Below are 25076 nucleotides of genomic sequence, written 5' to 3'. Positions count from 1 at the left end.
AAAAACCGGAAACGGACGGGGCAACTTTTTCGATTGGCAAAGTTAGCGGAAAATCCGGTTCAGCAACCTTTCGCGCTTATAACTCATACGTCTGGCCTTTGGTCGGAATCTCCACATTGGTAAATCCTTCGTCCGCCAGCGTCTGCTGAAAAGCCGACATGCTGGTGAATTCGCCGTGGACCAGAAACACTTTTTTCAGCTTTTCGGGCGACTGGTGTTTGACAAACCGCACCAGATCATCGCGGTCGCCGTGACCACTGAACACGTCGGTCCGTTCGACCTTCGCCAAAACCGGTTCCTCCTTGTCCTTGATCGAAATGGTCGGTTGTCCGTTCAGCAACCGCCAGCCGAGGGTTCCTTCGGCACAATACCCAATGATCAGGATGGTGCAATACGGATTGCTGATGTTGGCCGCCACGTGTTGTTCCACGCGCCCGCCCTGAACCATGCCCGACGACGAAATGATGATGCAGGGCTGGTTGTAGTTCGAGACTTCGCGACTGGCTTTCGAGCTTTCGAGGTATTCGAAATTGACAAAGTCGAACAACGATTCATTTTCTTCCTGATACGCCTTCGCTTCCTTGTTCAACAACCGCAGGTTCTTCTGGTACACTTTTGTACTTTCGAGGGCCAACGGACTGTCGGAGAAGACTTTAATCGGCGGAAAACCCTGTTCGGTATACAGGCGGTTGAGCGTATAGAGCAGCGCCTGCGTTCGGCCCACCGAGAACGACGGAATGATCAGCCGACCCGGAATGTCGATGCAGGTTCGCTGGATGACATCGGCGAGCATGGCTTCCGGGGTTTCGCTATTAATGTGCAGCCGGTTGCCGTAGGTCGACTCGCAAATCAGGTAATCGACCTGCGGAATCGGCTCCGGATCGCCCAGCAGCGGGTAGTTTTTACGACCGATGTCACCCGAAAAGCAAAGACTTTTTTTCTCGCCGTTTTCGTAAACGTTGATGACAATATGTGCCGCTCCGAGCAAATGACCAGCCGGCACAAACGTCACATCGATGCTGTCGCCGAGCCGAAACTTCCGGTTATACTGAATCGGAACCACGTTGTCCATGGATTCCCGCACCTGCTTTTCCAGAAATAAATCCTTTTGCAGGCTCGCCATTTTTTTCCGGACCTTCTGTTTTTTGCTTTTCCCCATTTCGTTGAGCCGCCGGTGGTTGAGCGAAGCTGCGTCTTGGAGCAGGAGGTTGGTCAATGAATAGGTAGGATCTGTACACAAAATCTGACCTTCGTAACCCTCCCGGTACAAATTGGGAAGATTACCGCTGTGGTCCATGTGGGCGTGGGTCAGCAAAACAACGTTGATCGAAGACGCTTCAAACGGAAAAAAACCGGCAGCCGATTTCGGCGATTCATCCTCCTCCGGGCTGTTGCCGTTCAAGGCGGCTTTTTTATCCATATCGGCCCCGCAATCAATCAATATTCGGTACTGGTCCTCTGTCTCCAATAGAAACATGCTACCGGTTACCTGACGGGTTGCCCCCCAAAATGTTAACTTCATTCGATTCGATTAATGCCTTCGATACTGATTCTCACGATCGTGCAGTTTCAAAGGAAGCTACAACTAGTTTTTATTTCGGTAGAACAACAGAAAAGGGCTATAAATTCTGGCTATTTTTGCAATATTACTGAAATCCGCTTTCATAAACTATCAGGAACCGGCACACCGACCGAACGAACAAAAAGGTCTTTCTTTTTCCAGTTCATGGCAACAACTGACCGTGTGTTCCCTATTTGTATTTCCATGCATCGGTATACACCATTACTACTAGGTTATTTTTTTGTTATCCTTTCGTTTTGTCAGGCCCACCCGGCAACGGATTCGCTGGCCCTGCAACGACTTCAAACAACGGTCAATCAACTGCAAACCAGCCCGTTTGTTCGCAATGGCACAGCCGCCGTTTCGGTGCGCCGGGTCCGCGATGGTGTGGCGTTGCTCGACGTGAACGCCCAGCTCAGTCTGCCTTCAGCCTCTACGCTCAAACTGGTTACAACGGCGACGGCACTGGCCGTCCTGGGTGACAATTACACCTTCCGCACGGTTCTGGAAACAGACGGTTCTATCCGGGACAGCATTCTGACCGGAAATCTCTACATCCGGGGTTCCGGCGATCCGACACTGGGCAGCAACCGCTTCGCCGAATTTGCGGATGCCCCCACCCTCCTGCGAACCTGGCGGGAAATGGTGCAGGGTGCCGGCATCAAACAAATCCGGGGTTCGGTCATTGGCGACGCCACGGTGATTCAGTCGCTGCCGGTGCCGGACACCTGGGTGTGGGGCGACATTGGCAATTACTACGGGGCTGGCATCTCCGGGCTAAATTTTAATGAGAATTTGTACCGGGCGGTTTTTAAACCCGCCAAAACCGTGGGGCAACCCGCCGGACTCCTGCGCACGGAGCCCGCTACGCCGTTTCTCCAGCTTCAGAACAACGTCCGAACCGGCCCCGCAGGCTCGGGCGACGAAGTGATTATCTACAACGCTCCGCCTTCGACCCAGGTGTTTCTGGAGGGAACGGTGCCGACGGGTGTCAATGAATTTGGCGTGAAAGGCTCCCTACCCGATCCGGCCTTTTTTACAGCTTTTGCCCTGCATGACCAGCTAACTCGAGCCGGTATTTTCGTCAACAGCCTGCCCCAATCCATCGGGCCCAACCGGATCGGAGCGCCGGTCGTGGCCGGAATACCGCCGATCACCCCGGCAACCAGACGACAACCCTTGCACCTCCATATGTCGGTACCGCTTTCCGAAATTGCGCGACTGACCAATCACCAGAGCATCAATTTATACGCCGAATCGCTGCTGATACTGGCTGGCAATGCACTGGCGAAAGCCCCGGTAAACACCGAACAGGCCGTTCAGCAACTGACCCGGTTCTGGCAGGGCAAGGGCGTCGACCTGAGCGGTTTTCGCCCCAAAGATGGCAGCGGTTTGTCGCCGGTTGGGGCGCTGACGGCGGCAAATCTTTCCGGCATTCTGGCAGCGATGTCGAAGGAGAAAAGTTTTCTTCCGTTTTACGACAGCATTCCTGTGGTGGGCGAGTCGGGAACGGTCAAAAGCCTGGCACGTGGCACACCCGCCGTCGGGAACGTGCGGGCCAAAAGCGGAACCATCGAGGGGGTACGGGCCTATGCCGGCTATGCCACCTCCGCCGACGGAGAACTCCTGAGTTTTACAATTTTGGTGAACAAATACAACCCCGGTTCCCTGAAGGGCGTCATGGGGTATCTGGAACAGATCATGGCCCAGTTGACAACCCTTAAAGTCAATGAATAACCCCCGTTTTTCTAATTCCGGCCGCTTACTTTCACGACATTGAACCAGTAGTCACCGATGGTTTGCGTAATGTCCATCAAGGTCTTGAAAGAAGACGGCTTGGTAATGAAGCTATTGGCTCCCCACAGGTAGGAATTGTCAATATCGATACCGGCGTCGGAGGTAGTCAGAATCACAACGGGAATATGCCGGAGTTCACGGTCTGACTTAATCTCCTGCAAAGCCTCGCGGCCATCTTTCCGCGGCATGTTCAAATCCAGCAAAATCAACTCCGGCAGCGAATGACCCGACGACTCGTAGCGGCCCGTTCGACGCAAAAATTCCATTAGTTCTTCCCCATCCTCAACAACACTCATTTCGGTCACCGGAAACTGCTGACGAAAAGCTTCCCGCGTTAAAAACCGGTCGTCTTCGTCGTCATCAGCCAATAGTATATGTACTGGTTTCGTGGGTTGTTGCATTGTCATGTATAGACTGCGTCTGCTTTTCGGGTAATAAAATGATAAAGGTCGTGCCCACACCGGGCTGGCTTTGGGCTGTAATCAGGCCCTTGTGATTGGTAACGATGCGCTTGCAAATGGCCAGCCCGATTCCGGTTCCCTCGTAGGTGCTTTTTCCGTGCAGGCGCTGGAAAATTTTAAAAATATGGTCGATGTATTTTTCATTAAAACCGATCCCGTTGTCGGCAACCGTAATTTGGTAATATTTTTTCCCGGGAATAAGTTCGGGGTACATATCGCCATCCACGCCCCCCCCCTTGATCGTAATAACCGGGGCCTTACCGGGCTGCGTAAACTTTAGTGCGTTCGAAATCAGATTGGAAAAAAGGTGGTCCATCTGGCTCTGTACGGCTTCTATCACGGCCAGTTTATCGATGTGAAAGACGGCCTCCGCAGCTTTTATTTTCAGTTCCTGATCCGACAGAACGCCCTGCACCACATCGGCCAGCCGCACCATCCGAAACGGTTCTTTTTTGCTGGAGATGCGGGAAAAATTAAGCAGGTCCTTGATCATTTTCGACATCCGCTCCGCCGATTGCAGAATCTTGTTCAAATACATCACCCCATCCGGCGTCAGCCCTTCTTCGTACCGGTCGCGCAGCAAATAGCCAAACGACTGAATCTTGCGCAGCGGCTCCTGCATGTCGTGCGAAGCCACAAAGGCAAACCGTTCCAGTTCTTCGTTCGAAATTTCCAGCAACTGAATTTTATCCTGTAATTCATCCTCGTAAGCCCGCAGTTGATCTTCCGTTTTTTGCCGGGTATTCAACTCATTTTCAAGCAAGTTATACGAAACAATCAGGGTTACGAATGTCAGAAGTGACAACGTAAAAATAATAATCAGCGTATTGCGAAACGAATTTTCGGCGGCTTTGGAGTAGGTTTCAAACCGGGCCTGCTCGATTTCGTTCATGGTTTTCAGCAATTGGCGAACCCGATCCATGCGGGATTTCCCCAGCAGCATATACGTCCGCGCAATGGAAATCGGCAACTTCTTTTTAACGGCATCGACCTGCTGGTAGGCCGTCGCGATTTTGGTATCGATCCGCTTCGACAGGGAATCGACATTCCGGAGTTGCTGCGGGTTGTCCGCGACGAGTCTGCGAATTTCGTTCAATTCCGGCGTAAACTGCGGCACGGCCACGTCGAAGGCTTCGAGGTAAATCCCGTCTCCGGAAGAAGCCAGATACCCTCTTTCGCCGGTTTCGACGTCCGTAATCAACGACAGGATGCGCCCCAACCGGTTGGTAACCTGTTGACTGTGTTCAATCCGGTCGCTGGCTTTCCGGTATTGGTTGTAACTGTACAAGGTCAGCCCGAACCCCAAGGCAATCAGCAACAAGGCCGTACCGAAACCGAAGGTGATCCGCTTTCTGACTGCTTTGGGCAAAACAGCACGCAAACCTTTCATAGACAGTTGGTCTGTTTACGGTTTACGGTTTTCAGTTTACGGTTTATAGTTTACGGTTTACGGTTGGCTGACGCAAGCCTTTATCGAGTGCGTCAGCCAACCGTAAACCGTAAACTATAAACCGTAAACCTAAACCAGATAATTACCGAATCGTTTCAACCACGAGATTGTGGTTGGTGTAAATGCAAATATCTGCCGCAATATGCAGGCTTTCCCGAACCATTTCTTCCGCCGTCAATTGGGAAGCGTGTTTTTTCAGGGCGATGGCCGCCGACTGGGCATACATGCTGCCGGAGCCGATGGCGGCAATCTGGTTATCCGGTTCCAGCACATCACCGGTTCCGGAAATAACCAGCAGGTCGTCTTTGGATGCCACAATCAACATGGCCTCCAGCTTCCGCAAATACCGGTCGGTGCGCCAGTCCTTGGCCAGTTCGATAGCGGCCCGTTTCAGGTTGCCACCGTAGGCATTGAGTTTTTCTTCAAATCGTTCGATCAGCGTAAAAGCATCGGCGGTGGAACCGGCAAAACCGGCCAGCACCTTGCCGTTCATCAGGCTGCGTACTTTTCGAACGTTACTTTTGGCAATGGTATTGCCCATCGTGGCCTGGCCGTCGGCTCCGAGCGCAATCTCGCCATTGTGCAGAATGCCAATGACGGTTGTGGCGTGAATTTTTTGCATTCGATTTTTTCAGTTTATGGTTTATGGTTTACAGTTTATGGAGTCTAGTCGGGAAAGGATGCCTAAACCATAAACCGTAAACTGTAAACCATAAACCCATTTTACACCAGCATCCCGAACGGATTTTCCAGCAGACCTTTGAACGTCTGAAGGAACGACGCGCCCGTTGCGCCATCGACAGAACGGTGATCGCACGAAAGGGTCACTTTCATGACATTGGTGGGTTTGGCCACCTCGCCTTCAAATTTGACGGTTTGTTTGATCGAGCCAATCGCCAGAATACAGGAATCGGGCGGGTTGATGATCGCCGTAAATTCGTCGATGCCGAACATTCCCAGGTTGGAAATCGAGAATGTGCTGCCTTCCCAGTCTTTCGGCTGGAGTTTTTTATCTTTCGCCTTGCCGGCCAGGTCTTTCACCTCGGCGGCAATGGTCGACAGCGTTTTCTGATCCGCGTTGCGAATCACCGGTACCAGCAGACCTTCATCGACGGCCACCGCAACGCCAATGTTGACGTACGAATACCGCCGGATTTTGTCGCCCAGCCACGAGGAATTCACCGCCGGGTGTTTTTTCAGCGCCAGGGCAGCGGCTTTCAGAACGAAATCATTGAACGACACTTTCACCGGGCTCACCTCATTGACTTTGCCGCGCAGATCCATCGCCTTGTCCATGTTGATTTCCATGGTCAAATAGAAATGTGGCGCGGTAAACAGGCTTTCCGACAACCGGCGGGCGATGGTTTTCCGCATCTGGCTCAGCGGAATATCTTCGTAACCGCCTTCCTGAGCCGCCGGTGCGGTTTGCGCAACGGGTGCGGGAGCAGCCGGTTTGGCAGCAGGAGCCGGAGCAGCTTGTGCCGGGGCCGGTTGAGCGGCAGGCTGGAAGGTTTCGACATCGCGTTTGACAATGCGTCCGTCGGGACCGGAGCCCTGCACCTGCGCCAGATCAACGCCTTTTTCTTTGGCAATCGTCTTGGCCAGCGGAGAAGCTAGCACCCGGCTATCGTGTCCGTTGCCGGTCGATGCTTCGGCGGGAGCTGCCGTTGGCTGGGCTTCGGCTTTGGGAGCTTCCGGTTCCGGAGCAGCCGCAGCGGGTTGTCCACCGCCTTGCAGCAGGGCCTGAAAATCGGCGCCTTTTTCGCCAACGACGGCAATCACGTCATCGACGGCCACCGCCGTTCCTTCTTTCGCACCAATGTACAACAGGGTTCCTTCTTCGTAGGCTTCCAGATCCATCGTTGCCTTGTCGGTTTCGACTTCCGCCAGCACATCGCCCGATTTCACGGTATCCCCTTCTTTTTTATGCCAGGCCACAATCGTTCCTTCAGTCATCGTATCGCTCATCTTGGGCATCCGGATGATCGATGCGTTGATGTTGGCGGCCGGGGCCGCAGGTGCCGGGGCTTTGGGGGCTGGTTGTTCTGTTCCGTTGGAAGCGGGTGCAGGCGCGGATTTTTCGGCGGGGGCCTCGGCCTTCGGTTCCGCAGAACCGTTGGAAGAACCATTGCCATCCAGCAAGGCCTTGAAATCTTCACCGGACTTTCCTACCACGGCCAGAATGCCGTCGATCGGTACAGACTGGCCTTTTTCAACGCCAATGTATAACAACGTCCCTTCGTCGTAAGCCTCCAGATCCATCGTCGCCTTATCGGTTTCGACCTCGGCCAGCACGTCGCCCGACTTGACGGTGTCGCCTACTTTCTTATGCCATTCAGCGATGACACCTTCGGTCATGGTGTCGCTCATCTTGGGCATTCGGATTAATTCTGCCATATGCGGTTTTGTGCAAGTATATCAGTAGTTCTGCTTCGAGTGTTCAAAATTAGAAGAAAGCGGGGAAAGTTGGTTAATCTAAGGCGAAGTTTCCACTTATCCGCTTTGATTTGCAAATTGCCGTCAAAAAATGGTTCACTTCGCCTTTTCCGGTTATCTCACCTATGAATCGTAGAATTTTCATTGAAACTGCTGTAGTTGGCGGTCTTACGGCTGCCGCTTCGACTTCTTTTTCTTCTTCAACGCCAGTATCAACTGCATCAGGCTGGTCTGCCCCTTCTAAAAGTAGTAACGAATTTTCGGCCGATGTAGTTGTCGCCGGTGGCGGATTAGGCGGCTGTGCGGCTGCGCTGGCGGCTTTGCGGTCTAATTTACGGGTTATTCTGACGGAAGAAACCGATTGGATTGGTGGACAGATTTCGCAGCAGGGCGTACCACCCGACGAACACCAGTGGATCGAAACCCACGGTGCCACGCAGCTTTACCGGACCTTCCGCACCGCCGTTCGCGACTATTATATCCGGAATTACCCGTTGACCGACGAAGCCAAAAACCGCAAACACCTCAATCCGGGCGATGGAGCGGTTTCGCGGCTGTGTCACGAACCCCGGGTGGCCGTGGCGGTTTTGCAGGACATGCTGGCGCCCTACCAGAGTTCGCAGCAGTTAATTGTGTTGCTGGAACACAAAATCACGGGGGCCGACACGTCCGGCGACCGGGTTCGGGCTTTGAAAGCACTTAGTTACCGCAGTGGAAAAGAAGTAGTGCTGACGGCTCCGTATTTCGTCGACGCCACCGAGCTGGGCGATTTGCTGCCGCTGACCGGCACCGAATTTGTTACCGGCACTGAGTCAAAAAAGGAAACCGGCGAATTACACGCACCCGAAAAAGCCGACCCAGGTAACCAGCAGTCCTTTACGGTTTGTTTTGCGATGGATTATGTTCCCGAGATCAATAAAAAGAAAACAGAACACCTGATCGAAAAACCGAAAGACTACGCTTTCTGGCAAAAGTTGGTTCCAAAACTTACGCCCGCCTGGTCGGGCAAACTGCTGGATCTCTCCTACTCGAACCCCTCGACGCTGGAGCCCAAAAAGCTGGGCTTTCATCCCGAAGGCATTGCGACGGGTTCGGCGCTGAATCTGTGGAATTACCGCCGGCTGATCAACAAAAACAATTTTAAACCTGGTACTTTTCTCAGTGATATCACGGTCGTCAACTGGCCGCAGAACGATTATTTTCTGGGTAATCTGGTGGGCGTCAGCGAGAAGGAATTCAAAAAGCACGTCGATGGCGGCAAGCAGCTTAGCCTTTCGCTTTTCTACTGGCTCCAGACCGAAGCGCCCCGGCCCGACGGTGGTCAGGGCTGGCCCGGTTTGCGGTTTCGTCCCGACATTATGGGCACGGAAGACGGTATGGCAAAATATCCGTACGTCCGGGAATCGCGCCGGATCAAAGCGGTTTTCACCGTGTTGGAAGAACACGTCGGCGCGGCCAACCGGGCGTTGATTACCGGACAAAAAACCGGCAACACGGCGGCAGAATTTTACGACAGCGTGGGCACAGGCTATTATCACATCGACCTGCACCCCAGCAGCCGGGGCAATAACTACATCGATTTCGGTTCGCTGCCGTTTCAAATTCCATTGGGTGCCCTACTTCCTCAACGGATGGAAAACCTGCTTCCTGCCAACAAAAATATCGGCACGACGCACATCACCAACGGCTGTTACCGGCTTCATCCGGTGGAATGGAGCATTGGGGAGGCCGTCGGACAACTGGTCGCTTTTTCTCTCGGTAAAAACGTGATTCCCCGCGCGGTCCGGGCGCAAAAACCGCTGCTGGAGGAGTTTCAGAACGTGGTGAGAAGCCAGGGAATTGAAACCCATTGGCCGAAATAGCATTGATTTGCTATGTACCTGGAGCAGAATTTCGTTATTCGGTGTTCGTTGTTCAATATTCGTTATTCAGTGTTCAATATTCAATATTCAGTCCTTGAGCCTACTATCTTCTGCATGGATAGAATATCGAACAATGAATAACGAATATTGAATATTGAAGTTTAATTATTCCCAAACGAAGTAATTATACCGGCGTTTTTTCCCGATCCAGCTCCCGCACCTGCTTCAGATAGGCCGGGGGCAGCAAAATCCGTTGGGTAATCGACCGCAACTGTAACCGCTCCAGAACCTTGTAAAGCCAAAGCATCGACGCCAGGACAGGCCGATCCGGTAAGGGGAGTCGTTCATGAACCGGTTTGGGAACCAGCAATGATTGTGCCTGCAACAACAGGCCGTACCGCCAGTTGCCCAACTCCTCCCGATACCGTTCAAAAAGTTTATCCGTAAACGGGCTATGCGCCAAATCCCGGTCCAGATGAAGCTGCCGGTCAAGTTGCCAGTCGGCATAATTCTGCGGAATCTCCGGAACGCCCATGCCCTCGCCCACGCGGAGAAAGGTATCGAACAGTTCCTCGCGTTCCGGGTTGGTCAGCGGGCGGTGCAGGAGTTGAAAAGCCCGTTCGGAATAGTCGATCAGCATATACAAGACGTCGCGGTAGGCCCAGTCGGGAATCTGGTACCCCCGGCTTTTTTCGACGCCCCCGTGAATCGCCCGCATCCGGTTGATGGCAGCCACGGCTTTTTCGTTCGGCATGAACACAATTTCCTGGGCATATTTAACCGTCGAAAACAACCGCCCAATCGGATCAGCGGGCAGTTTTCCGGTATAAAACAGCCAGTCTACCGCCCGGTTGAGGGCAAATTCAGCGGCTCCACCCGCAAAAATGAGGAGAATTACATCCGCATCTCCCCAAATTTTTCGAACGATTGAATCTTCACGAACAAAGTAGCGCATCAGTACAGTCGGCAGTCAGATGGTTTCTACCTTGATAACGTATTTTTTCTAAAAAAATGCCTCACCCTGTCAGCGCCGGGGCACCGTTGTGGTCGAAGACCCGGTCAGCGGTGGCAAAGCTTATAATTTCAACACCGTAAATTCGACGCGCCGGTTTAGTTTCTTATGGGCTTCATTATCATTGGGAGCGGCCGGGCGGTTGTCCCCGTAGCCCTGGTATTGAAGGCGGTTTTCGGGAATTCCCCGCTGAATCAGGTAGTTGGTGATGACCCGCGCCCGGTTTTCAGACAGGGACTGGTTCAGACGCCGGTCGCCCACGTTGTCGGTATGGCCCGCAATTTCGATGACCAGTTTAGGGTAACTTTTTAGCGTTTTCAGCAGCATGTCGAGCTGTGGATACGATTCTTTCCGCAGGATGTAACTGCTCTGGTCGAAATACACATTGTCGAGCCGGATTTTGTCGTTGACTTTCAAATCCCGGAAAACGCTGTCAGGTTGCACGGTTTTGGTCACGCCCACTTTCTCCATCAACGCGAGGTGTTCATAATTCGCGCAGGTGTCACAAGGCACAAACAGCACTTCCTCCATCGCATAATAGCCTTTTGCGGTTGTATTAATCACCACCGTATCACTCCGCCCCAGCGTAAAAGCAAACGCCCGACCCGGTTGGCTTCGTCCACTGAATTTCTTCTTCGAAAGCACCGCCTGCACCTGGTAAGCAGCCGAAACCTCGACTTTCGTCTGTTCGTCAAACGCTTTGATCACAAAGTCTGTCGTGTGGCTCTTCACCAGTTTGGCCCCGGATTGTGCCAGGCAGGCAGAAACTGGAAATATGATTAGCCAAACAAGTATCATGCAACAACGCATCGTGATTTTGCAAATTGGTTTACAGTTTTCCGTTTACGGTGGCTGACGCAAGCCTATCTCTCTCGCGTCAGCCACCGTAAACGGAAAACCGTAAACCGGTTAATTTATTTTCAAAACCGCCATAAACGCTTCCTGCGGAATTTCAACATTACCCACCTGGCGCATCCGCTTCTTCCCTTTTTTCTGTTTTTCCAACAGCTTCCGTTTTCGGCTGATGTCACCACCGTAACATTTTGCCAGAACGTCCTTGCGCAGGGCTTTTACGGTTTCGCGGGCAATGATTTTCTGGCCGATAGCCGCCTGAATCGCAATTTCGAACTGCTGACGGGGCAGTAATTCCCGCAATTTTTCGCAAAGTTTCTTGCCCCATTCATACGCTTTGTCGCGGTGAACGATGGCCGAAAGCGCATCGACCCCTTCGCCATTCAGCATGATGTCGAGCTTCACCATCGTCGACTCCCGGTTGCCCAGGAACTCATAATCAAGCGAAGCGTAGCCGCGCGAAATGGTTTTCAACTTATCGAAAAAGTCAAAAACTACTTCCGCCAGTGGCATTTCAAACTGGAGTTCGACCCGGTCGGCGGTCAGATACACCTGGTTTTTGAACAAACTGCGTTTGTCCATACACAAACCAATAATCGCGCCAACGTATTCCGCTTTGGTAATGATTTGCGCTTTAATAAACGGTTCTTCAATCCAATCGATGCTGCTCGGATCGGGCATTTCGGCGGGGGCGCTAACCTGAAGCGTTTCTCCTTTTGTCGTAATCACTTCAAACCGCACGGACGGCACGGTGGTAATCACGGTCATGTCGAATTCGCGCTCCAGACGCTCCTGCACAATTTCCATGTGCAGCATTCCCAGAAAACCACAACGGAACCCAAAACCGAGGGCTGCCGAGGTTTCCGGTTCCCAAACCAGCGAGGCATCGTTGAGCTGGAGCTTTTCCATCGCTTCGCGAAGTTCTTCATACTCGCTGGTATCGACCGGATAAATACCGGCAAAAACCATCGGCTTGACTTCTTCAAAGCCCTGGATGGGCGCGGCTGCCGGGGCAGCGAAGCGGGTGATAGTATCCCCTACTTTTACCTCTTTGGCCACTTTAATCCCCGAAATCAGATAGCCGACGTCGCCACACTCGATGACCTCCTTGGGTACCTGGCTGAGCTTCAGTGTACCGACTTCGTCGGCAAAATATTCTTTCCCGGTGGCCATAAATTTGACCTTATCACCCTTGCGAATGCGGCCATTTTTAACCCGGAAAATAACTTCGATGCCCCGGTAGGAATTGAACTGGGAGTCAAAAATCAGCGCCTGGAGTTCGCCTTCGGGATCTCCGCTCGGCGGTGGTACACGCTCAACGATGGCATTCAGAATGGCTTCGATCCCGATGCCTTCCTTGCCACTCGCCGGAATGATGTCCTCGCGTTCACAGCCGATCAGATCCACCATTTCGTCTTTCACCTCTTCCGGCATGGCACCGGGCAGATCGATTTTGTTCAGTACCGGAATGATAACCAGATTGTTATTCATCGCCAGATACAGATTCGAAATGGTTTGGGCTTCGGTTCCCTGCGCGGCATCCACCAGCAACAAAGCGCCTTCACAGGCGGCAATGGACCGGGAAACTTCGTAGGAAAAATCCACGTGACCCGGCGTATCGATCAGGTTCAGCGTGTATTTTTCACCTTTATAAAGGTAATCCATCTGGATGGCGTGGCTCTTGATGGTAATCCCACGCTCGCGCTCCAGATCCATGTCGTCCAGAAACTGGGCCTGCATGTCGCGCTCTCCAATGGTTTTTGTAAACTCAAGTAATCGGTCGGCCAGCGTGCTTTTGCCGTGGTCGATGTGGGCAATTATGCAAAAATTACGGATGTGCTTCACGCTTTGAAAACGGTTGTCTGTCTCGGTGTAAATGCAAAAATACTTAAAAAACCGCAGATTCTCTTCACCCGGGTAGTGGTCTAAGACCCTGACCGGGTTAGGGCGATGCCAACTGCATCAAGATCCCGCAGACATAACCCATATAGGTTCCAACAGCATATCCTAAAATCGCCATCAGAACACCCACCGGCGCCAGAACCGGGTGGAAAGCGGCCGCAATGATGGGTGCGGTGGCCGGGCCACCGATGCAGGCCTGACTGCCCACCGCCAGAAAGAAATACGGAGCGCGGATCAACCGGCTAAAACCGATCATCAGCAGGACATGAAAAAGCATCCAGACCACGCCAACCAGAATTAAACCGGGGTGATCGGCAATGGCCAGGATGTTCATTTTCAGGCCGATGGTGGCAATCATCAGGTATAAAAAAACCGTGGCAACTTTCGACGCACCCGCGCCTTCCAAATTCCGGGCTTTAGTAAAGGAAAGCCCAATACCGATGGCCGTGGCCAGACCAACAATCCAGAAAAACGGCGCATTCAGGCTAAACTGGCTGAGTAGCGGGGAGTTCCGGTCAATGTAAGGTGCAATCTGGTCGGCCAGCGCATGAGCAACCGCCGTGGCTCCGAAACCGACCGCCAAAATCACGACCAAATCGGTGGCGGAGGGAATTCGGCGAATGGCATTGACCTGATTCTGAATCCGTTCCTTCACTTCTTCCACCGCACTGGCGTCGGCACCCAGCCAGCGATCGATGGCAGCGGAATGGCCTGCGCCGTAGAGCAACGCCCCCAACCAGAGATTGGACACAAACACATCGACGGTAACAATGGCGGAAAACAGATTGCTGCTCGGCTGAAAAACCTCTTTCAAAGCGGTTTGGTTGGCTCCGCCACCAATCCAGGTACCGGCCAGCGTGGCCAGTCCGCGCCAGACAGCCTCTGGTCCCTGCCCGCCGACCAGTTCCGGCGCAACCTGGGCGATGGCCCAAACCGCCAGCGGACCGCCGAGCATGATGCTGATGGCCGAAGCCGCAAACATCAGGATGGACTTACGACCCAACCGCCGAAAAGCTTTAAAATCGACACTCAGTGTGAAGAGAACCAGGGAAGCCGGTAACAGGACGCGCGACACCACGGGGTATAATTCAGTGTTGTCGGCATCGACCAGCCCAAAGGTGTTTAATAAAGAAGGGATAAAGTAACAGAGAAGCGTTGCCGGAACGTAATGGTAGAATTTCTGCCAGAAAGGGCGTGCACTGTCAGCGGTGGTCAGAACCGCTGCTAAAATCAGAAAAAGGGCGCCGAGGGTAATGGGGTCTGACATCTGAGCTATAACAAACAACGCCGGCCTCAACCTGAGCCGGCGTGTTAAGATTACACTTCATCAACAAACTAAAAACCAATCGGAATGCAGCTACAGAAACCAAATTGAGCTGCCGAAGCCTTAATTATGTTGCGGCTGATTAAAATCAGGCCATAAGCTGTAGGAGGGGGACTCGAACCACCCACGGTGCGGTTAGCTACAGTACAACTTCTGGTGGTCAACCCCAGTCGCTTTTGCAAGCGGCATTATGCTGCGTTTATCCCGAACTCACCACCCCCGAGACAGGAGGGCACGTCTGCCAATTTCGACATCCTACAAGGTAAAAAGAACGCTGTCTAACCGGCCGCATGACCTTTCTGACCGATTGAACAATACAAAGTTAATGCAAAACCGTTGAAGTTTACAAATTCTTTAGAAAAAATTTGGAAAAATTTCTGTTTTCTCAAAAGATCACTTATTTTGTTGAGGATATTAAAAATTTAGCGGCTCAAATGGAAAAAAATTTAGAGATTGACAATGTCGATCTCAAGATCCTCACGTTATTGATGGAAGACGCCAACATGGCCTACACTGAAATCGGTAAACGGATTTTTGTCTCGGGCGGTACCGTTCACGTCCGGATGAAAAAAATGGAGCAGATGGGCATCGTTCGCGGTTCTCAACTGGTCATCGATCATACCAAGCTGGGCTGGGACATCAGCGGTTTTCTGGGCATCTACCTGGACAAAAGCTCCCTTTACGAAGACGTTGCTACCGAATTATTGAAAATCCCCGAAGTCGTCAACATCCATTATACGACCGGTATTTACAGCATTTTTGCCAAAATTGTTTGCCGGGACACCCAGCATCTCCGCGAAGTTTTACACGATAAAATTCAGAAAGTGAGCGGTATTCAACGAACCGAGACGTTTATTTCGCTGGAAGAACGGATTTCGCGACCGATTCCGTTTGGGGTTAATGTGCCTGCCGATAAGGAATAAAGAATTTACCCAACCATCCGGCATTCCGCGGCTTAGTTTACCCGGTTTTACCAAATTAAAGGGAAACTTTCCGATATTTGCCTAATCAGAATGGAACAGTCCCCCGGTCCGTTGTGTTATCCTGTAGACTTTTGCGTGTATTAGCCCGCAACCCATCATGAGCAAAGACGTTGAAATTTTAGAGAGTATTACCAATTCCGAATACAAGTACGGTTTCGAAACGCTGATTGAAGCGGATGAGGCACCGATTGGCCTGAGCGAAGACATCGTTCGGTTTATCTCTGCCAAGAAGAATGAACCGGAATGGATGCTGGAATGGCGGTTAAAGGCGTATCGGCACTGGGTGACGCTGTCTGAACCCCACTGGCCTAACCTCAAATACCCGGCTATTGATTATCAGGGACTTAAATACTACTCTGCTCCAAAGCAGAAAAAAACCATCAATAGCCTGGACGAAATCGACCCCGAACTGCGCGCGACCTTCGAGCGGCTGGGCATTTCGTTGCAGGAACAGGAACGGCTGTCGGGCGTTGCGGTCGATGCCGTAATTGACTCGGTTTCCATTGCCACGACCTTTAAAGTTAAACTAAAAGAACTCGGCATCATTTTCTGCTCGATGACCGAAGCGGTGCAGGAATACCCCGAACTGGTCAGGAAATATTTAGGCTCGGTGGTTCCACCGAGGGATAATTACTTTGCTGCCCTCAATTCGGCGGTTTTTTCCGACGGTTCGTTCTGCTACATTCCCAAAGGCGTTCGTTGCCCGATGGAACTTTCGACCTACTTCCGGATTAACGCGGCCGGAACCGGGCAGTTCGAACGGACGCTGATCGTGGCCGACGAAGGCTCCTACGTGAGTTATCTGGAAGGTTGTACGGCCCCGATGCGCGACGAAAACCAGTTGCACGCGGCTGTCGTTGAACTGGTTGCGGCCAAAGAAGCCCAGATCAAATACTCGACGGTTCAGAACTGGTATCCGGGCGACAAGGAAGGGAAAGGCGGTATTTACAACTTCGTGACCAAACGCGGTATTTGTGAAGGCGCTCATTCGAAAATCTCCTGGACCCAGGTTGAAACCGGTTCGGCCATCACCTGGAAATACCCGTCGGTGATTCTGAAAGGTGATTATTCGATCGGTGAGTTTTATTCGGTCGCGGTGACCAACAACTACCAGCAGGCCGACACCGGAACCAAGATGATTCACGTCGGAAAGAATACCAAAAGCCGGATTGTTTCGAAAGGAATTTCGGCGGGAAAAAGTCAGAACTCGTACCGGGGTCTGGTGCAGGTGTTCAAGCGGGCCGAAAATGCCCGGAACCACTCCCAGTGCGACTCCCTCCTGTTGGGCGATCGCTGCGGAGCGCATACTTTCCCGTATATCGAAGTGAACAACCAGACGGCGACTGTTGAACACGAAGCGACGACTTCGAAAATCGGCGAAGACCAACTGTTTTACTGCAATCAACGCGGTATTCCAACCGAACAGGCGGTAGCCCTGATCATCAATGGTTATGCCAAAGAAGTGCTGAACCAGTTGCCGATGGAATTTGCGGTGGAAGCTCAGAAATTACTGGAAATCAGTCTGGAAGGAAGTGTGGGATAATCCTGCTTTCTGACTATTCATAGAAAAGGCAGGCTTCGGCTTGCCTTTTTTGTTTTAAGCTTTCGGATTGGAACGAGGATGAAACGGATTAAAACGATTAAAACGGATTTTCATCTGCTCAAATCCGTGCAATCCGCTTCATCCGTGTTCCTATCCGAAAGCTTAAACCGTCTTATTCCAACATAACAGGAATATAAAGATCGGCTGCCGTACTTTTGCGTACAATACATAATCGGAATCTTATTTTAACTGACATTTATGCCCCTTTCCCTCAAAACCCCACTCAGTCGTTTCCGTTTCATTGGTATTCTGGAAGGTATCTCCTACCTCGTTCTGCTGGGCATTGCCATGCCGTTGAAATACTGGGCGGGTTGGCCGCTGGCCGTTAAGTACGTTGGCTGGGCACACGGCGTTCTGTTTATCGCCTACCTCATCGCTCTGATTGCCGTTGCTTTCGACCGTCGCTGGTCGTTCATCCGCGTGGTCGTGGCCTTTGTTGCTTCCTTAGTACCCTTCGGCACGTTCTGGCTGGAAGGGCGTTTGAAAAAGGAAGCGGAACAATCTGTCTCATAGTCAGAGCGAAACGCTTTTGCAAAAAAAATAGTCGGCACTTTGAATAACTTCCGGAGTTACCAACAAAACCTTTTGCGTATATTTCCCCGGACCAACTCCATTTCACCATCCAATTGTGTCGCCCGGAAGAAGATGAGTATTACAAAGAGTGCCCTAGTACCCCTTGCCATTTCGCTATTAACTGCCGCTATCCAGGTTTCCTGCTCTCAAACAAAAGAAACCTCGCAAACCACTGATACTAATAGTGATAGCGCCACGGTAGCGACCGCCATCCCGGTTTCATCGACCACAACAGAACCCGGAACCACACTCGACCCGGCAACGATTCCGGCCGGCAAGATCGCCGATGCCGCTACCATCCTGAGCCGAAAACAGGTGCCGATTTTGTGCTACCACCAAATTCGGGAATGGCGCGCCAAGGATTCGAAAAGTGCAAAAGATTACATCTGCCCCACCTCGGTTTTTGAAGCCCAGATCAAAATGCTGGCCGACAGCGGCTACCACGCCATTCTGCCGGATCAGTTGTATGCGTATCTGACCACCGGCGCCCCGCTGCCCAGCAAACCGGTCATGATTACGTTCGACGATGGGGACCTGGACCAATACGAAACCGCCGTTCCCATTTTGGAGAAGCACAACTACAAAGCCGCTTTTTTCATCATGACGGTGGCCATCGGACGACGCGGCTACCAGCCCTACATGGACAAACAGCAGATCAAGGACCTGGCCGACCGGGGGCATACCATCGGCTGTCATACCTGGGATCACCACAACGTCAAGAAATACCAGGGCCAGGATTGGGTGACGCAGATTGAAGAACCGACCAAAAAACTGGAAGCCATCACCGGAAAACCGGTCAGGCATTTTGCCTATCCGTTCGGCCTCTGGAACCACGAAGCCACCGTTGAACTGAAAAAACGGGGTTATCTGGGTGCCTATCAATTGGCGGAAAGGAAACGCGACGACGAAAATCCGTTGCTTTCCGTTCGCCGGATCATCGCCAGCGGTTACTGGAGTCCCCGGACGTTGCACAACAGCATGGTGAATAGTTTCAAATAGCATGGGGTTAAAACCGTTAAAACGGTTGCCCACACGGATGACTATTTCATACAATTGTCCCACGGTTCAAACCGTGGGCTTTTTTATGCCCGTCTATCCGGTTGTCAGATCAGTTTCAACACGTATTTCGAATACGGTATTTCCCCTTTGTGAAACACTTCTCCTTCCGGTCCCATGCCAAACCGCCGGTAAAAATCAGCCGCCGAAAGCCGGGCATCACACCACAGCGTATGGGCACCCAGATTCCGGGCTTCATCAATGACCCTTTTCAACAGGTGCGTGCCAACGCCCTGCCGCTGGCAATCGGGGCGGGTGGCAAATTTCCGGAAACGGGCGACCCCGTTTTCTTCAAATAGTGAAATAACCGCCACCAGATCTGCATCCTGGAAAGCCCCATAATGATGCCCTTCGGCGTCTTCTTCCAGCACCACGTAGTCAAACGGTTTATCGGGCCACAGCACCTCGTGACGCAGTGCATACGTATGTTCCGGTTTAATTTGTCGAATCGTCATCACAATACATCGGGTAAATTGCTAAGTTAGGGGTTCAATATTTTCCAGACCCCGTAAACGCATGGCACAGAAAAAATTTATCCTGAGCGAAGCCGAAATTCCCGAAAAATGGTACAACATCGTGGCCGACATGCCCAACAAGCCACTCCCACCGCTGCATCCGGGCACAAAAGAACCCATTGGCCCCGACATGCTGGCGCCGTTGTTTCCAATGGAATTGATCAAGCAGGAAGTCACGACTGACAAATGGGTCGATATTCCCGATGAAGTCCGCGAAATCTATAAAATCTGGCGTCCCACGCCCATGTTCCGGGCTTATGGTCTGGAAAAATTGCTGGACACACCCGCCAAAATTTACTACAAATACGAAGGGGGCAGCCCCGCCGGATCGCACAAACCCAACACGGCGGTTCCGCAGGCGTATTACAACAAACAGGCTGGCGTTAAGCGCATTACGACCGAAACCGGTGCGGGTCAGTGGGGTAGCGCACTAAGTTTTGCCTGTCAACTGTTTGGCATCGAGTGTGAGGTCTACATGGTTCGGGCGAGTTACGACGGCAAACCGTACCGCAAAATCATGATGAACACCTGGGGCGCCACGGTGTACCCCTCCCCCTCAAACCGCACCGAAGCCGGCAAGAAAATCCTGGCGGGCGACCCCAATTCGCCGGGTAGCCTGGGCATAGCGATTTCGGAAGCCGTCGAACTGGCGTTTCAGGACGAAAACACCAAATACGCCCTCGGCTCGGTGCTCAACCACGTGCTGATGCACCAGACTGTCATCGGTCTCGAAGCCATCAAGCAACTGGAGCAGGCTGGTGATTTCCCGGATATTATTGTCGCTCCGTTTGGGGGCGGTTCCAACTTTGCCGGAATCACGTTTCCATTTCTGCGGTATAATCTGGAAGAAGGCAAAAAAATCCGCTGCATTGCCGCCGAACCGGCTTCCTGTCCCAAGCTGACGCGCGGGGTGTTCCGCTACGACCTGGGCGACACGGTGGGCATGACGCCCCTCCTGCCGATGTATACGCTCGGTCACAATTTCATTCCGGCCCCAATTCACGCGGGCGGTCTGCGATACCACGGCGCGGGGGCTATCGTAAGCCAGTTGCTCAAGGACGGGCTAATCGAAGCGCAGGCACTCAAGCAGTTGGAGTGTTTCGAAGCGGGGATTAAATTCGCCAAAACCGAGGGCATCATTCCGGCACCGGAAGCCACGCACGCCATTGCGACGGCCATTCGGGAAGCGCAACGGGCCAAAGAAGAAGGAACGGCCAAAACGATTTTGTTCAACCTCTGCGGCCACGGCCACTTCGACATGAGTGCGTACGAGCAGTATCTGTCGGGCAAGCTGGTGGAACATGAAGTGACGCAGGAAGAAATTCTGGAGTCGCTGGCGGAATTGGATACACCGTTGATTGCCTGATGGTTAAAAACTTCAATATTCGTTATTCAATATTCATTGTTCGATGTTGTAAAGGTAAAATCAATAAATATCGAATAATAAATATTGAATAACGAATATCGAACAGTAAGTGAAGGAAACCACATCTTGATTCATGCTAACCGTAAATTTCGATCCTTTCCCCATCCTTTCTACCGACCGACTGCGAATCCGGCAATTGGTCGAAAGCGATGCGAATGATTTGTTTGCCCTTCGTTCCCATGAAACCCTGATGCGGTTTATTCCCCGCCCCCTGGCGAAATCTGTGGACGATGCGATTCTGTTGATCCGGGGATTTGATGAACTGATTCGGGCCGGCGAAAGCATTACGTGGGGAATCATGCTAAAAAACGAACCCAAAGTGATCGGAACCATTGGTTTCGTTCGCTTTCAGAAAGAAAACTACCGGGCCGAAGTCGGCTATTTGCTGCATTCGGACTACCACGGCAGCGGACTGATGCAGGAAGCCCTACTGGCGGTGGTTGACTACGGTTTTCGGGGGCTACAACTCCATTCCATCGAAGCTATTGTCGATCCGGACAATACCGCATCCGCCAACGTTCTGGAGCGAAGCGGTTTTCGGAAAGAGGGGCATTTCAAAGAAAATAAATTCTTCAACGGTCGTTTTCTCGATTCGGTTTATTACGCCCGATTAGCCCCGATTGAATAAATACCGGCATAAATTGTACTGGTCAAATGAGTCCGAAAAATTGCCTGAAAAAACAACATACATTCCAAAGAAGTTACTAAAAAACAGTGAATTACATCGCAATAATTATAGTTTTATAGAATAGACCACGCGTTTTACTGATTATGCCACAAAGTAGTCGATTTATACAGAAAGACCCGGACGTTGTATTGATCGGAGCCGGAATCATGAGTGCCACGCTCGGCATGTTACTCAAGGAGCTGGACCCAACGCTGACCATCGAAGTGTTTGAACGGCTGGATGTGTTGGCCGCCGAAAGTTCGGATGCCTGGAATAATGCGGGAACCGGCCACTCCGCTTTTTGCGAATTAAACTATACTCCGGAAAAAGAAGACGGATCGGTCGATATTTCCAAAGCCGTTAAAATTGCCGAGTCGTTCGAGGTTTCCAAAGAATTTTGGGCCTATCTGGTTCAGCAAAACATTACGCCCTCGCCCGAAACTTTTATCAACGAAATTCCCCATATGAGCTTCGTTTGGGGGGAAAAGAACGTCGACTATCTGAAAAAGCGGCACGACGCGCTCGACAATCACCACCTGTTCAAAGGAATGCTCTATTCCGAAGATCCGGCACAACTGAAAGAGTGGATGCCGCTGGTGATGAATGAACGGGAACCGGATCAAAAAGTGGCTGCTACCCGCATGGACATTGGAACCGACGTCAATTTTGGCGCCCTGACCCGCGCTTTATTCGACTACCTCCGGAAAATGGACGGCTTTACGATCCGGCTGGCCCACGACGTTCGCGACCTGGAACAGGAGAAAGACGGTACCTGGAAAATCACGGTAAAAAACTGGTCGACACGCAAGAAACGGGAACTGCGCACTCGTTTTATTTTCATTGGCGCGGGCGGTGGCTCCCTGCCCCTGCTCGAAAAAGCCGACATCCCCGAAGGCAAAGGTTTTGGCGGTTTTCCGGTAAGCGGCCAATGGCTGATCTGCAACAACCCGGACATCGTTGAACAGCACGAAGCGAAAGTCTACGGCAAAGCGGCTGTCGGCTCTCCCCCAATGTCGGTTCCGCACCTCGATACACGGATGATCGACGGCAAAAAAGCCCTCCTGTTTGGCCCCTATGCCGGTTTTTCAACGAAATTTCTAAAAAATGGCTCGTTCATGGACCTGCCATTATCCATTAAAGCCAATAACCTGTTGCCCATGATGGCGGCCGGTTTGCACAATATTCCGTTGACGAAATACCTCATCGATCAGGTGCGGCAATCGCCGGAGGATCGGCTGGCCGCGTTGAAAGACTATTTCCCGGCGGCCAAAATGGAAGACTGGGACTTGGAAACCGCCGGTCAGCGGGTTCAGGTCATCAAGAAAGACCCCGAAGAAGGCGGTATTCTGGAATTCGGCACGGAAGTCGTCTGTGCAGCCGATGGTTCCATTGCGGCCCTTTTGGGAGCGTCGCCGGGTGCATCGACCTCCGTTTCCATCATGCTCGACCTGCTAAACCGGTGTTTTCCCACCCAACTTCGTACGGAAGCCTGGCAGACCAAATTGAAGCAGATGATTCCGTCGTACGGGCAATCGCTGGCGACCAATGCGGAACTGGCGCACCAGACCCGGGCCTGGACGAGTGAAGTGTTGGGGCTCAAGGAGACTGAACCGGTTCTTTAAAGTAGTCAGATCATGGCAGCACCCAACGATGCCGTCCGGTTTGACGCGGTGATCGAGCGATTTACACACTCGATAGGAGCGCATTATATTGGTGTTCCCGACGAGGTGGTGCAGCAGTTTACGCAAAAGTCGGCAGTACGCATCATGTGCCTGCTCAACGGCGCCGTCGAGTTTCACTGTGCCCTCCGACCCAAAGGCGACGGTTCGTTTATGATCAGCATCGGAACCCCTATCCGTCAGCAGCTTAAAGTGCGGTTGGGTGACAGCGTAAAAGCGGTAATCTGGAAAGATGAAAGTGAATATGGCCGAAAAATGCCGGAAGAGCTTCAGGAGTTGCTGGCTATCGACGAAGAAGGAAACCGGTATTTTCAGGCCCTGACGCCCGGCAAGCAACGCAGCATCATGTATTACATCGACGGAGCCAAAAACGTCCAGGTCCGCGTGGATCGTGCCATTATGATGATCGACCGGTTGAAAACGAAATAAAATACAATTCTGTCGCGCCAGGATGTATTATGAAAAAAGCGGTCACGAACCGTGTGTTAGGCTGTTCGTGACCACTTCGTTGGCGTTTTAATCGTTACTGCGGACCCCGACGGCCACCACCTCCCTCACCCCGATTGGAAGAGTTTTGACGCTCCTGATACTGCCGGGGCGGCCGGTCGGCAGAGCGTTGCTGAAACTGGCCTCCCTGGCCCTGGGGCCGTTCTACCCGTTGCGGAGTGTTTTCACTTCCTCCACCACCACCCGACCAACGGGAGCGTTGGCTGGACTGATCCGGCTGGGGATAACTCCGGCTTTCGACCCGACGCTCGACCGACGGAGAGCCCGCACCCGGATTGTAGCTGCGGTTCGAACGGTTTTCGGAAGGGCTTTCCACCCGGTTTGGCATTGTTCCGGCACCGGACCGACTGTCAAAATCAGGACGGGTTGACGGACGGGAGTTCGACCGGTTGTCAAAATCGGGACGATTTGAATTCGAAGAATTGGAACGATTCTCGTAATCCGGGCGGTTTGCGTTATCAGCATTCCGGCGGTTGTTGAAGCCGTCGTTGCGGTTCATCGAATTGTCGCCCCGATTGGTTGCATTACGGTCATTGTCATAGCGGTTCGAACGGTTTGAGTTCGGATAGTTCCCGGCTACCTCATCCCGGTTATTGCCGTTGTAATTTCCATTTCCGTTATAACTTCCCCGGTTATCACCCCGAGTGGAATTTCCGTTTCCACCCCGGGCTCCATACGCGCCACGACTCGCAATATCGTTGGCCCGGTACACGGGTACACTCCGGCGGGTATAGCGTTCCATTTCATCCCGACGCGGGCCGTAGCCATACGACCGGTTGTTGTACCGGTATACGTTATTGATGATGGTCGTGTTGTGATACACGTTGACGACCCGGGTTCTGGGAATGCAATAGCTGTAAACGCGCGGGCTGGTGATGTACATCTGCGGAACAAACGTCCAGTAATTGAACGGAAGGTTGATGTTCACGTTGATGCTCATGCCTGGCCCGAGCGGAGCCCAGCCGTAGTAGCCACCACCGGAACGCCAGCTCACCCAGGCCGGTCCCCATTCGCTGTCCGGAACCCAGACCCAGCGTCCGTAATAGTCATCGAACAACCAGCGTCCGTAGTGAAAAGGTGCCCAACCCCAGTCGTAATCCGACACCCAGGTGTTACCATATTCCGTTACCGCCCAATGTCCGTTGGTCGCATAGGGTTGAAAATCACCCGGCACATCCGGCATCCAGACCTGACCGTAGGTCGGGTTTCGGGTCCATTGTCCATAAGGAGCCAATTCGTCGTAAAAGGACTCCACTGGCATATCGACGCCGGGTTGTGCCATCGTTTTTTGAGGCATCGCCAGCGCGATTAAAAAGAATAGGATCAACCCAAAAGCCGGTATGATTCGTCGTGTTTTCATGGCCCGTCGGACGTTAAAAGTAGAACTGTTCCTTTGATAAACGAAAGAGC

Annotated in this window: 21 protein-coding genes; 10 read left to right on the top strand and 11 right to left on the bottom strand. The window is 52.3% G+C overall.

Translation table 11 applies throughout. The annotated features are described in order from the left end of the window. Window positions 1-76 precede the first annotated feature (76 nt). The gene (locus tag ACS5NO_RS10980) at window positions 77-1522 is read right to left on the bottom strand and encodes an MBL fold metallo-hydrolase RNA specificity domain-containing protein (RefSeq protein ID WP_439415199.1); all 1446 of its coding nucleotides are present in this window, start codon (window positions 1520-1522) and stop codon (window positions 77-79) included. Window positions 1523-1765: 243 nt separating this feature from the next. Here ACS5NO_RS10980 and dacB point away from each other — a divergent pair, with 243 nt between their 5' ends. Further along, a complete protein-coding gene (gene dacB, locus ACS5NO_RS10975) occupies window positions 1766-3298 on the top strand; it encodes a D-alanyl-D-alanine carboxypeptidase/D-alanyl-D-alanine endopeptidase (protein WP_439415198.1) in 1533 nt (510 codons plus the stop codon). 11 nt (window positions 3299-3309) lie between these two features. Here dacB and ACS5NO_RS10970 read toward each other — a convergent pair whose 3' ends face one another. From ACS5NO_RS10970 to ACS5NO_RS10955, 4 genes are all read right to left on the bottom strand, one after another. Further along, on the bottom strand, window positions 3310-3726 hold the full coding sequence (locus ACS5NO_RS10970; protein ID WP_439415197.1) for a response regulator: 417 nt from the start codon (window positions 3724-3726) through the stop codon (window positions 3310-3312). Continuing rightward, window positions 3719-5209 (bottom strand): sensor histidine kinase, encoded by a 1491-nt coding sequence (locus ACS5NO_RS10965; protein WP_439415196.1) that lies wholly within the window; start codon window positions 5207-5209, stop codon window positions 3719-3721. The genes ACS5NO_RS10970 and ACS5NO_RS10965 overlap by 8 nt, the downstream gene beginning before the upstream one ends. A 142-nt stretch (window positions 5210-5351) precedes the next feature. After that, window positions 5352-5891, bottom strand: coding sequence for an ATP-dependent protease subunit HslV (gene hslV / locus ACS5NO_RS10960; RefSeq protein ID WP_114404681.1), 540 nt, complete (start codon window positions 5889-5891; stop codon window positions 5352-5354). Between the two features lie 101 nt (window positions 5892-5992). Then, window positions 5993-7666: a pyruvate dehydrogenase complex dihydrolipoamide acetyltransferase gene (locus ACS5NO_RS10955; RefSeq protein ID WP_439415195.1), complete on the bottom strand. Its 1674-nt coding sequence runs from the start codon at window positions 7664-7666 to the stop codon at window positions 5993-5995. Between the two features lie 164 nt (window positions 7667-7830). Between ACS5NO_RS10955 and ACS5NO_RS10950 the strand changes: the two genes are divergently transcribed. Further along, window positions 7831-9567, top strand: a complete 1737-nt coding sequence (locus ACS5NO_RS10950) for an FAD-dependent oxidoreductase (protein ID WP_439415194.1) — start codon at window positions 7831-7833, stop codon at window positions 9565-9567. A 184-nt stretch (window positions 9568-9751) separates the two neighbouring features. Here ACS5NO_RS10950 and ACS5NO_RS10945 read toward each other — a convergent pair whose 3' ends face one another. From ACS5NO_RS10945 to ACS5NO_RS10930, 4 genes are all read right to left on the bottom strand, one after another. Next, entirely contained in the window at window positions 9752-10522 is a 771-nt protein-coding gene (locus tag ACS5NO_RS10945; RefSeq protein ID WP_439415193.1) for an oxygenase MpaB family protein, read from the bottom strand. 120 nt (window positions 10523-10642) lie between these two features. After that, on the bottom strand, window positions 10643-11377 hold the full coding sequence (locus ACS5NO_RS10940; protein WP_439415192.1) for an OmpA family protein: 735 nt from the start codon (window positions 11375-11377) through the stop codon (window positions 10643-10645). Between the two features lie 111 nt (window positions 11378-11488). After that, window positions 11489-13276 (bottom strand): translation elongation factor 4, encoded by a 1788-nt coding sequence (lepA, locus tag ACS5NO_RS10935; protein WP_439415191.1) that lies wholly within the window; start codon window positions 13274-13276, stop codon window positions 11489-11491. A 97-nt stretch (window positions 13277-13373) separates the two neighbouring features. Then, window positions 13374-14600: a DUF819 family protein gene (locus ACS5NO_RS10930; protein ID WP_439415190.1), complete on the bottom strand. Its 1227-nt coding sequence runs from the start codon at window positions 14598-14600 to the stop codon at window positions 13374-13376. A gap of 491 nt (window positions 14601-15091) precedes the next feature. Between ACS5NO_RS10930 and ACS5NO_RS10925 the strand changes: the two genes are divergently transcribed. From ACS5NO_RS10925 to ACS5NO_RS10910, 4 genes are all read left to right on the top strand, one after another. Further along, window positions 15092-15580 (top strand): Lrp/AsnC ligand binding domain-containing protein, encoded by a 489-nt coding sequence (locus tag ACS5NO_RS10925; RefSeq protein WP_138990507.1) that lies wholly within the window; start codon window positions 15092-15094, stop codon window positions 15578-15580. Between the two features lie 157 nt (window positions 15581-15737). Then, window positions 15738-17183: a Fe-S cluster assembly protein SufB gene (gene sufB / locus ACS5NO_RS10920; protein WP_439415189.1), complete on the top strand. Its 1446-nt coding sequence runs from the start codon at window positions 15738-15740 to the stop codon at window positions 17181-17183. 258 nt (window positions 17184-17441) lie between these two features. Next, window positions 17442-17756, top strand: coding sequence for a DUF3817 domain-containing protein (locus ACS5NO_RS10915; protein ID WP_439415188.1), 315 nt, complete (start codon window positions 17442-17444; stop codon window positions 17754-17756). Window positions 17757-17888: 132 nt separating this feature from the next. Then, entirely contained in the window at window positions 17889-18815 is a 927-nt protein-coding gene (locus tag ACS5NO_RS10910) for a polysaccharide deacetylase family protein (RefSeq protein ID WP_439415187.1), read from the top strand. A 104-nt stretch (window positions 18816-18919) separates the two neighbouring features. On the opposite strand, the gene ACS5NO_RS10905 is transcribed toward ACS5NO_RS10910, so the two are convergent. Then, window positions 18920-19327: a GNAT family N-acetyltransferase gene (locus ACS5NO_RS10905; RefSeq protein ID WP_439415186.1), complete on the bottom strand. Its 408-nt coding sequence runs from the start codon at window positions 19325-19327 to the stop codon at window positions 18920-18922. 61 nt (window positions 19328-19388) lie between these two features. On the opposite strand from ACS5NO_RS10905, the gene ACS5NO_RS10900 reads away from it, so the two are divergent. The 4 genes from ACS5NO_RS10900 to ACS5NO_RS10885 all read left to right on the top strand — a co-directional run bounded on the left by ACS5NO_RS10900 (window position 19389) and on the right by ACS5NO_RS10885 (window position 23588). Next, window positions 19389-20753, top strand: a complete 1365-nt coding sequence (locus tag ACS5NO_RS10900) for a TrpB-like pyridoxal phosphate-dependent enzyme (RefSeq protein WP_439415185.1) — start codon at window positions 19389-19391, stop codon at window positions 20751-20753. Window positions 20754-20886: 133 nt separating this feature from the next. Then, window positions 20887-21441, top strand: coding sequence for a GNAT family N-acetyltransferase (locus ACS5NO_RS10895; protein WP_439415184.1), 555 nt, complete (start codon window positions 20887-20889; stop codon window positions 21439-21441). Between the two features lie 143 nt (window positions 21442-21584). Further along, window positions 21585-23102 carry a malate:quinone oxidoreductase gene (locus ACS5NO_RS10890; RefSeq protein ID WP_439415183.1) on the top strand — a complete coding sequence of 506 codons (1518 nt, stop codon included), beginning with the start codon at window positions 21585-21587 and terminating at the stop codon, window positions 23100-23102. 12 nt (window positions 23103-23114) lie between these two features. After that, a complete protein-coding gene (locus ACS5NO_RS10885) occupies window positions 23115-23588 on the top strand; it encodes a YdeI/OmpD-associated family protein (RefSeq protein ID WP_439415182.1) in 474 nt (157 codons plus the stop codon). 94 nt (window positions 23589-23682) lie between these two features. Here ACS5NO_RS10885 and ACS5NO_RS10880 read toward each other — a convergent pair whose 3' ends face one another. After that, window positions 23683-25026: a DUF6600 domain-containing protein gene (locus ACS5NO_RS10880; RefSeq protein ID WP_439415181.1), complete on the bottom strand. Its 1344-nt coding sequence runs from the start codon at window positions 25024-25026 to the stop codon at window positions 23683-23685. Between the last annotated feature and the right edge of the window lie 50 nt (window positions 25027-25076).

Source organism: Larkinella fluvii, assembly GCF_051857545.1.
Classification (GTDB): domain Bacteria; phylum Bacteroidota; class Bacteroidia; order Cytophagales; family Spirosomataceae; genus Larkinella.
Note: the sequence above shows the minus strand (reverse complement) of the source record. Positions and strands in the feature narration are given on the sequence as shown.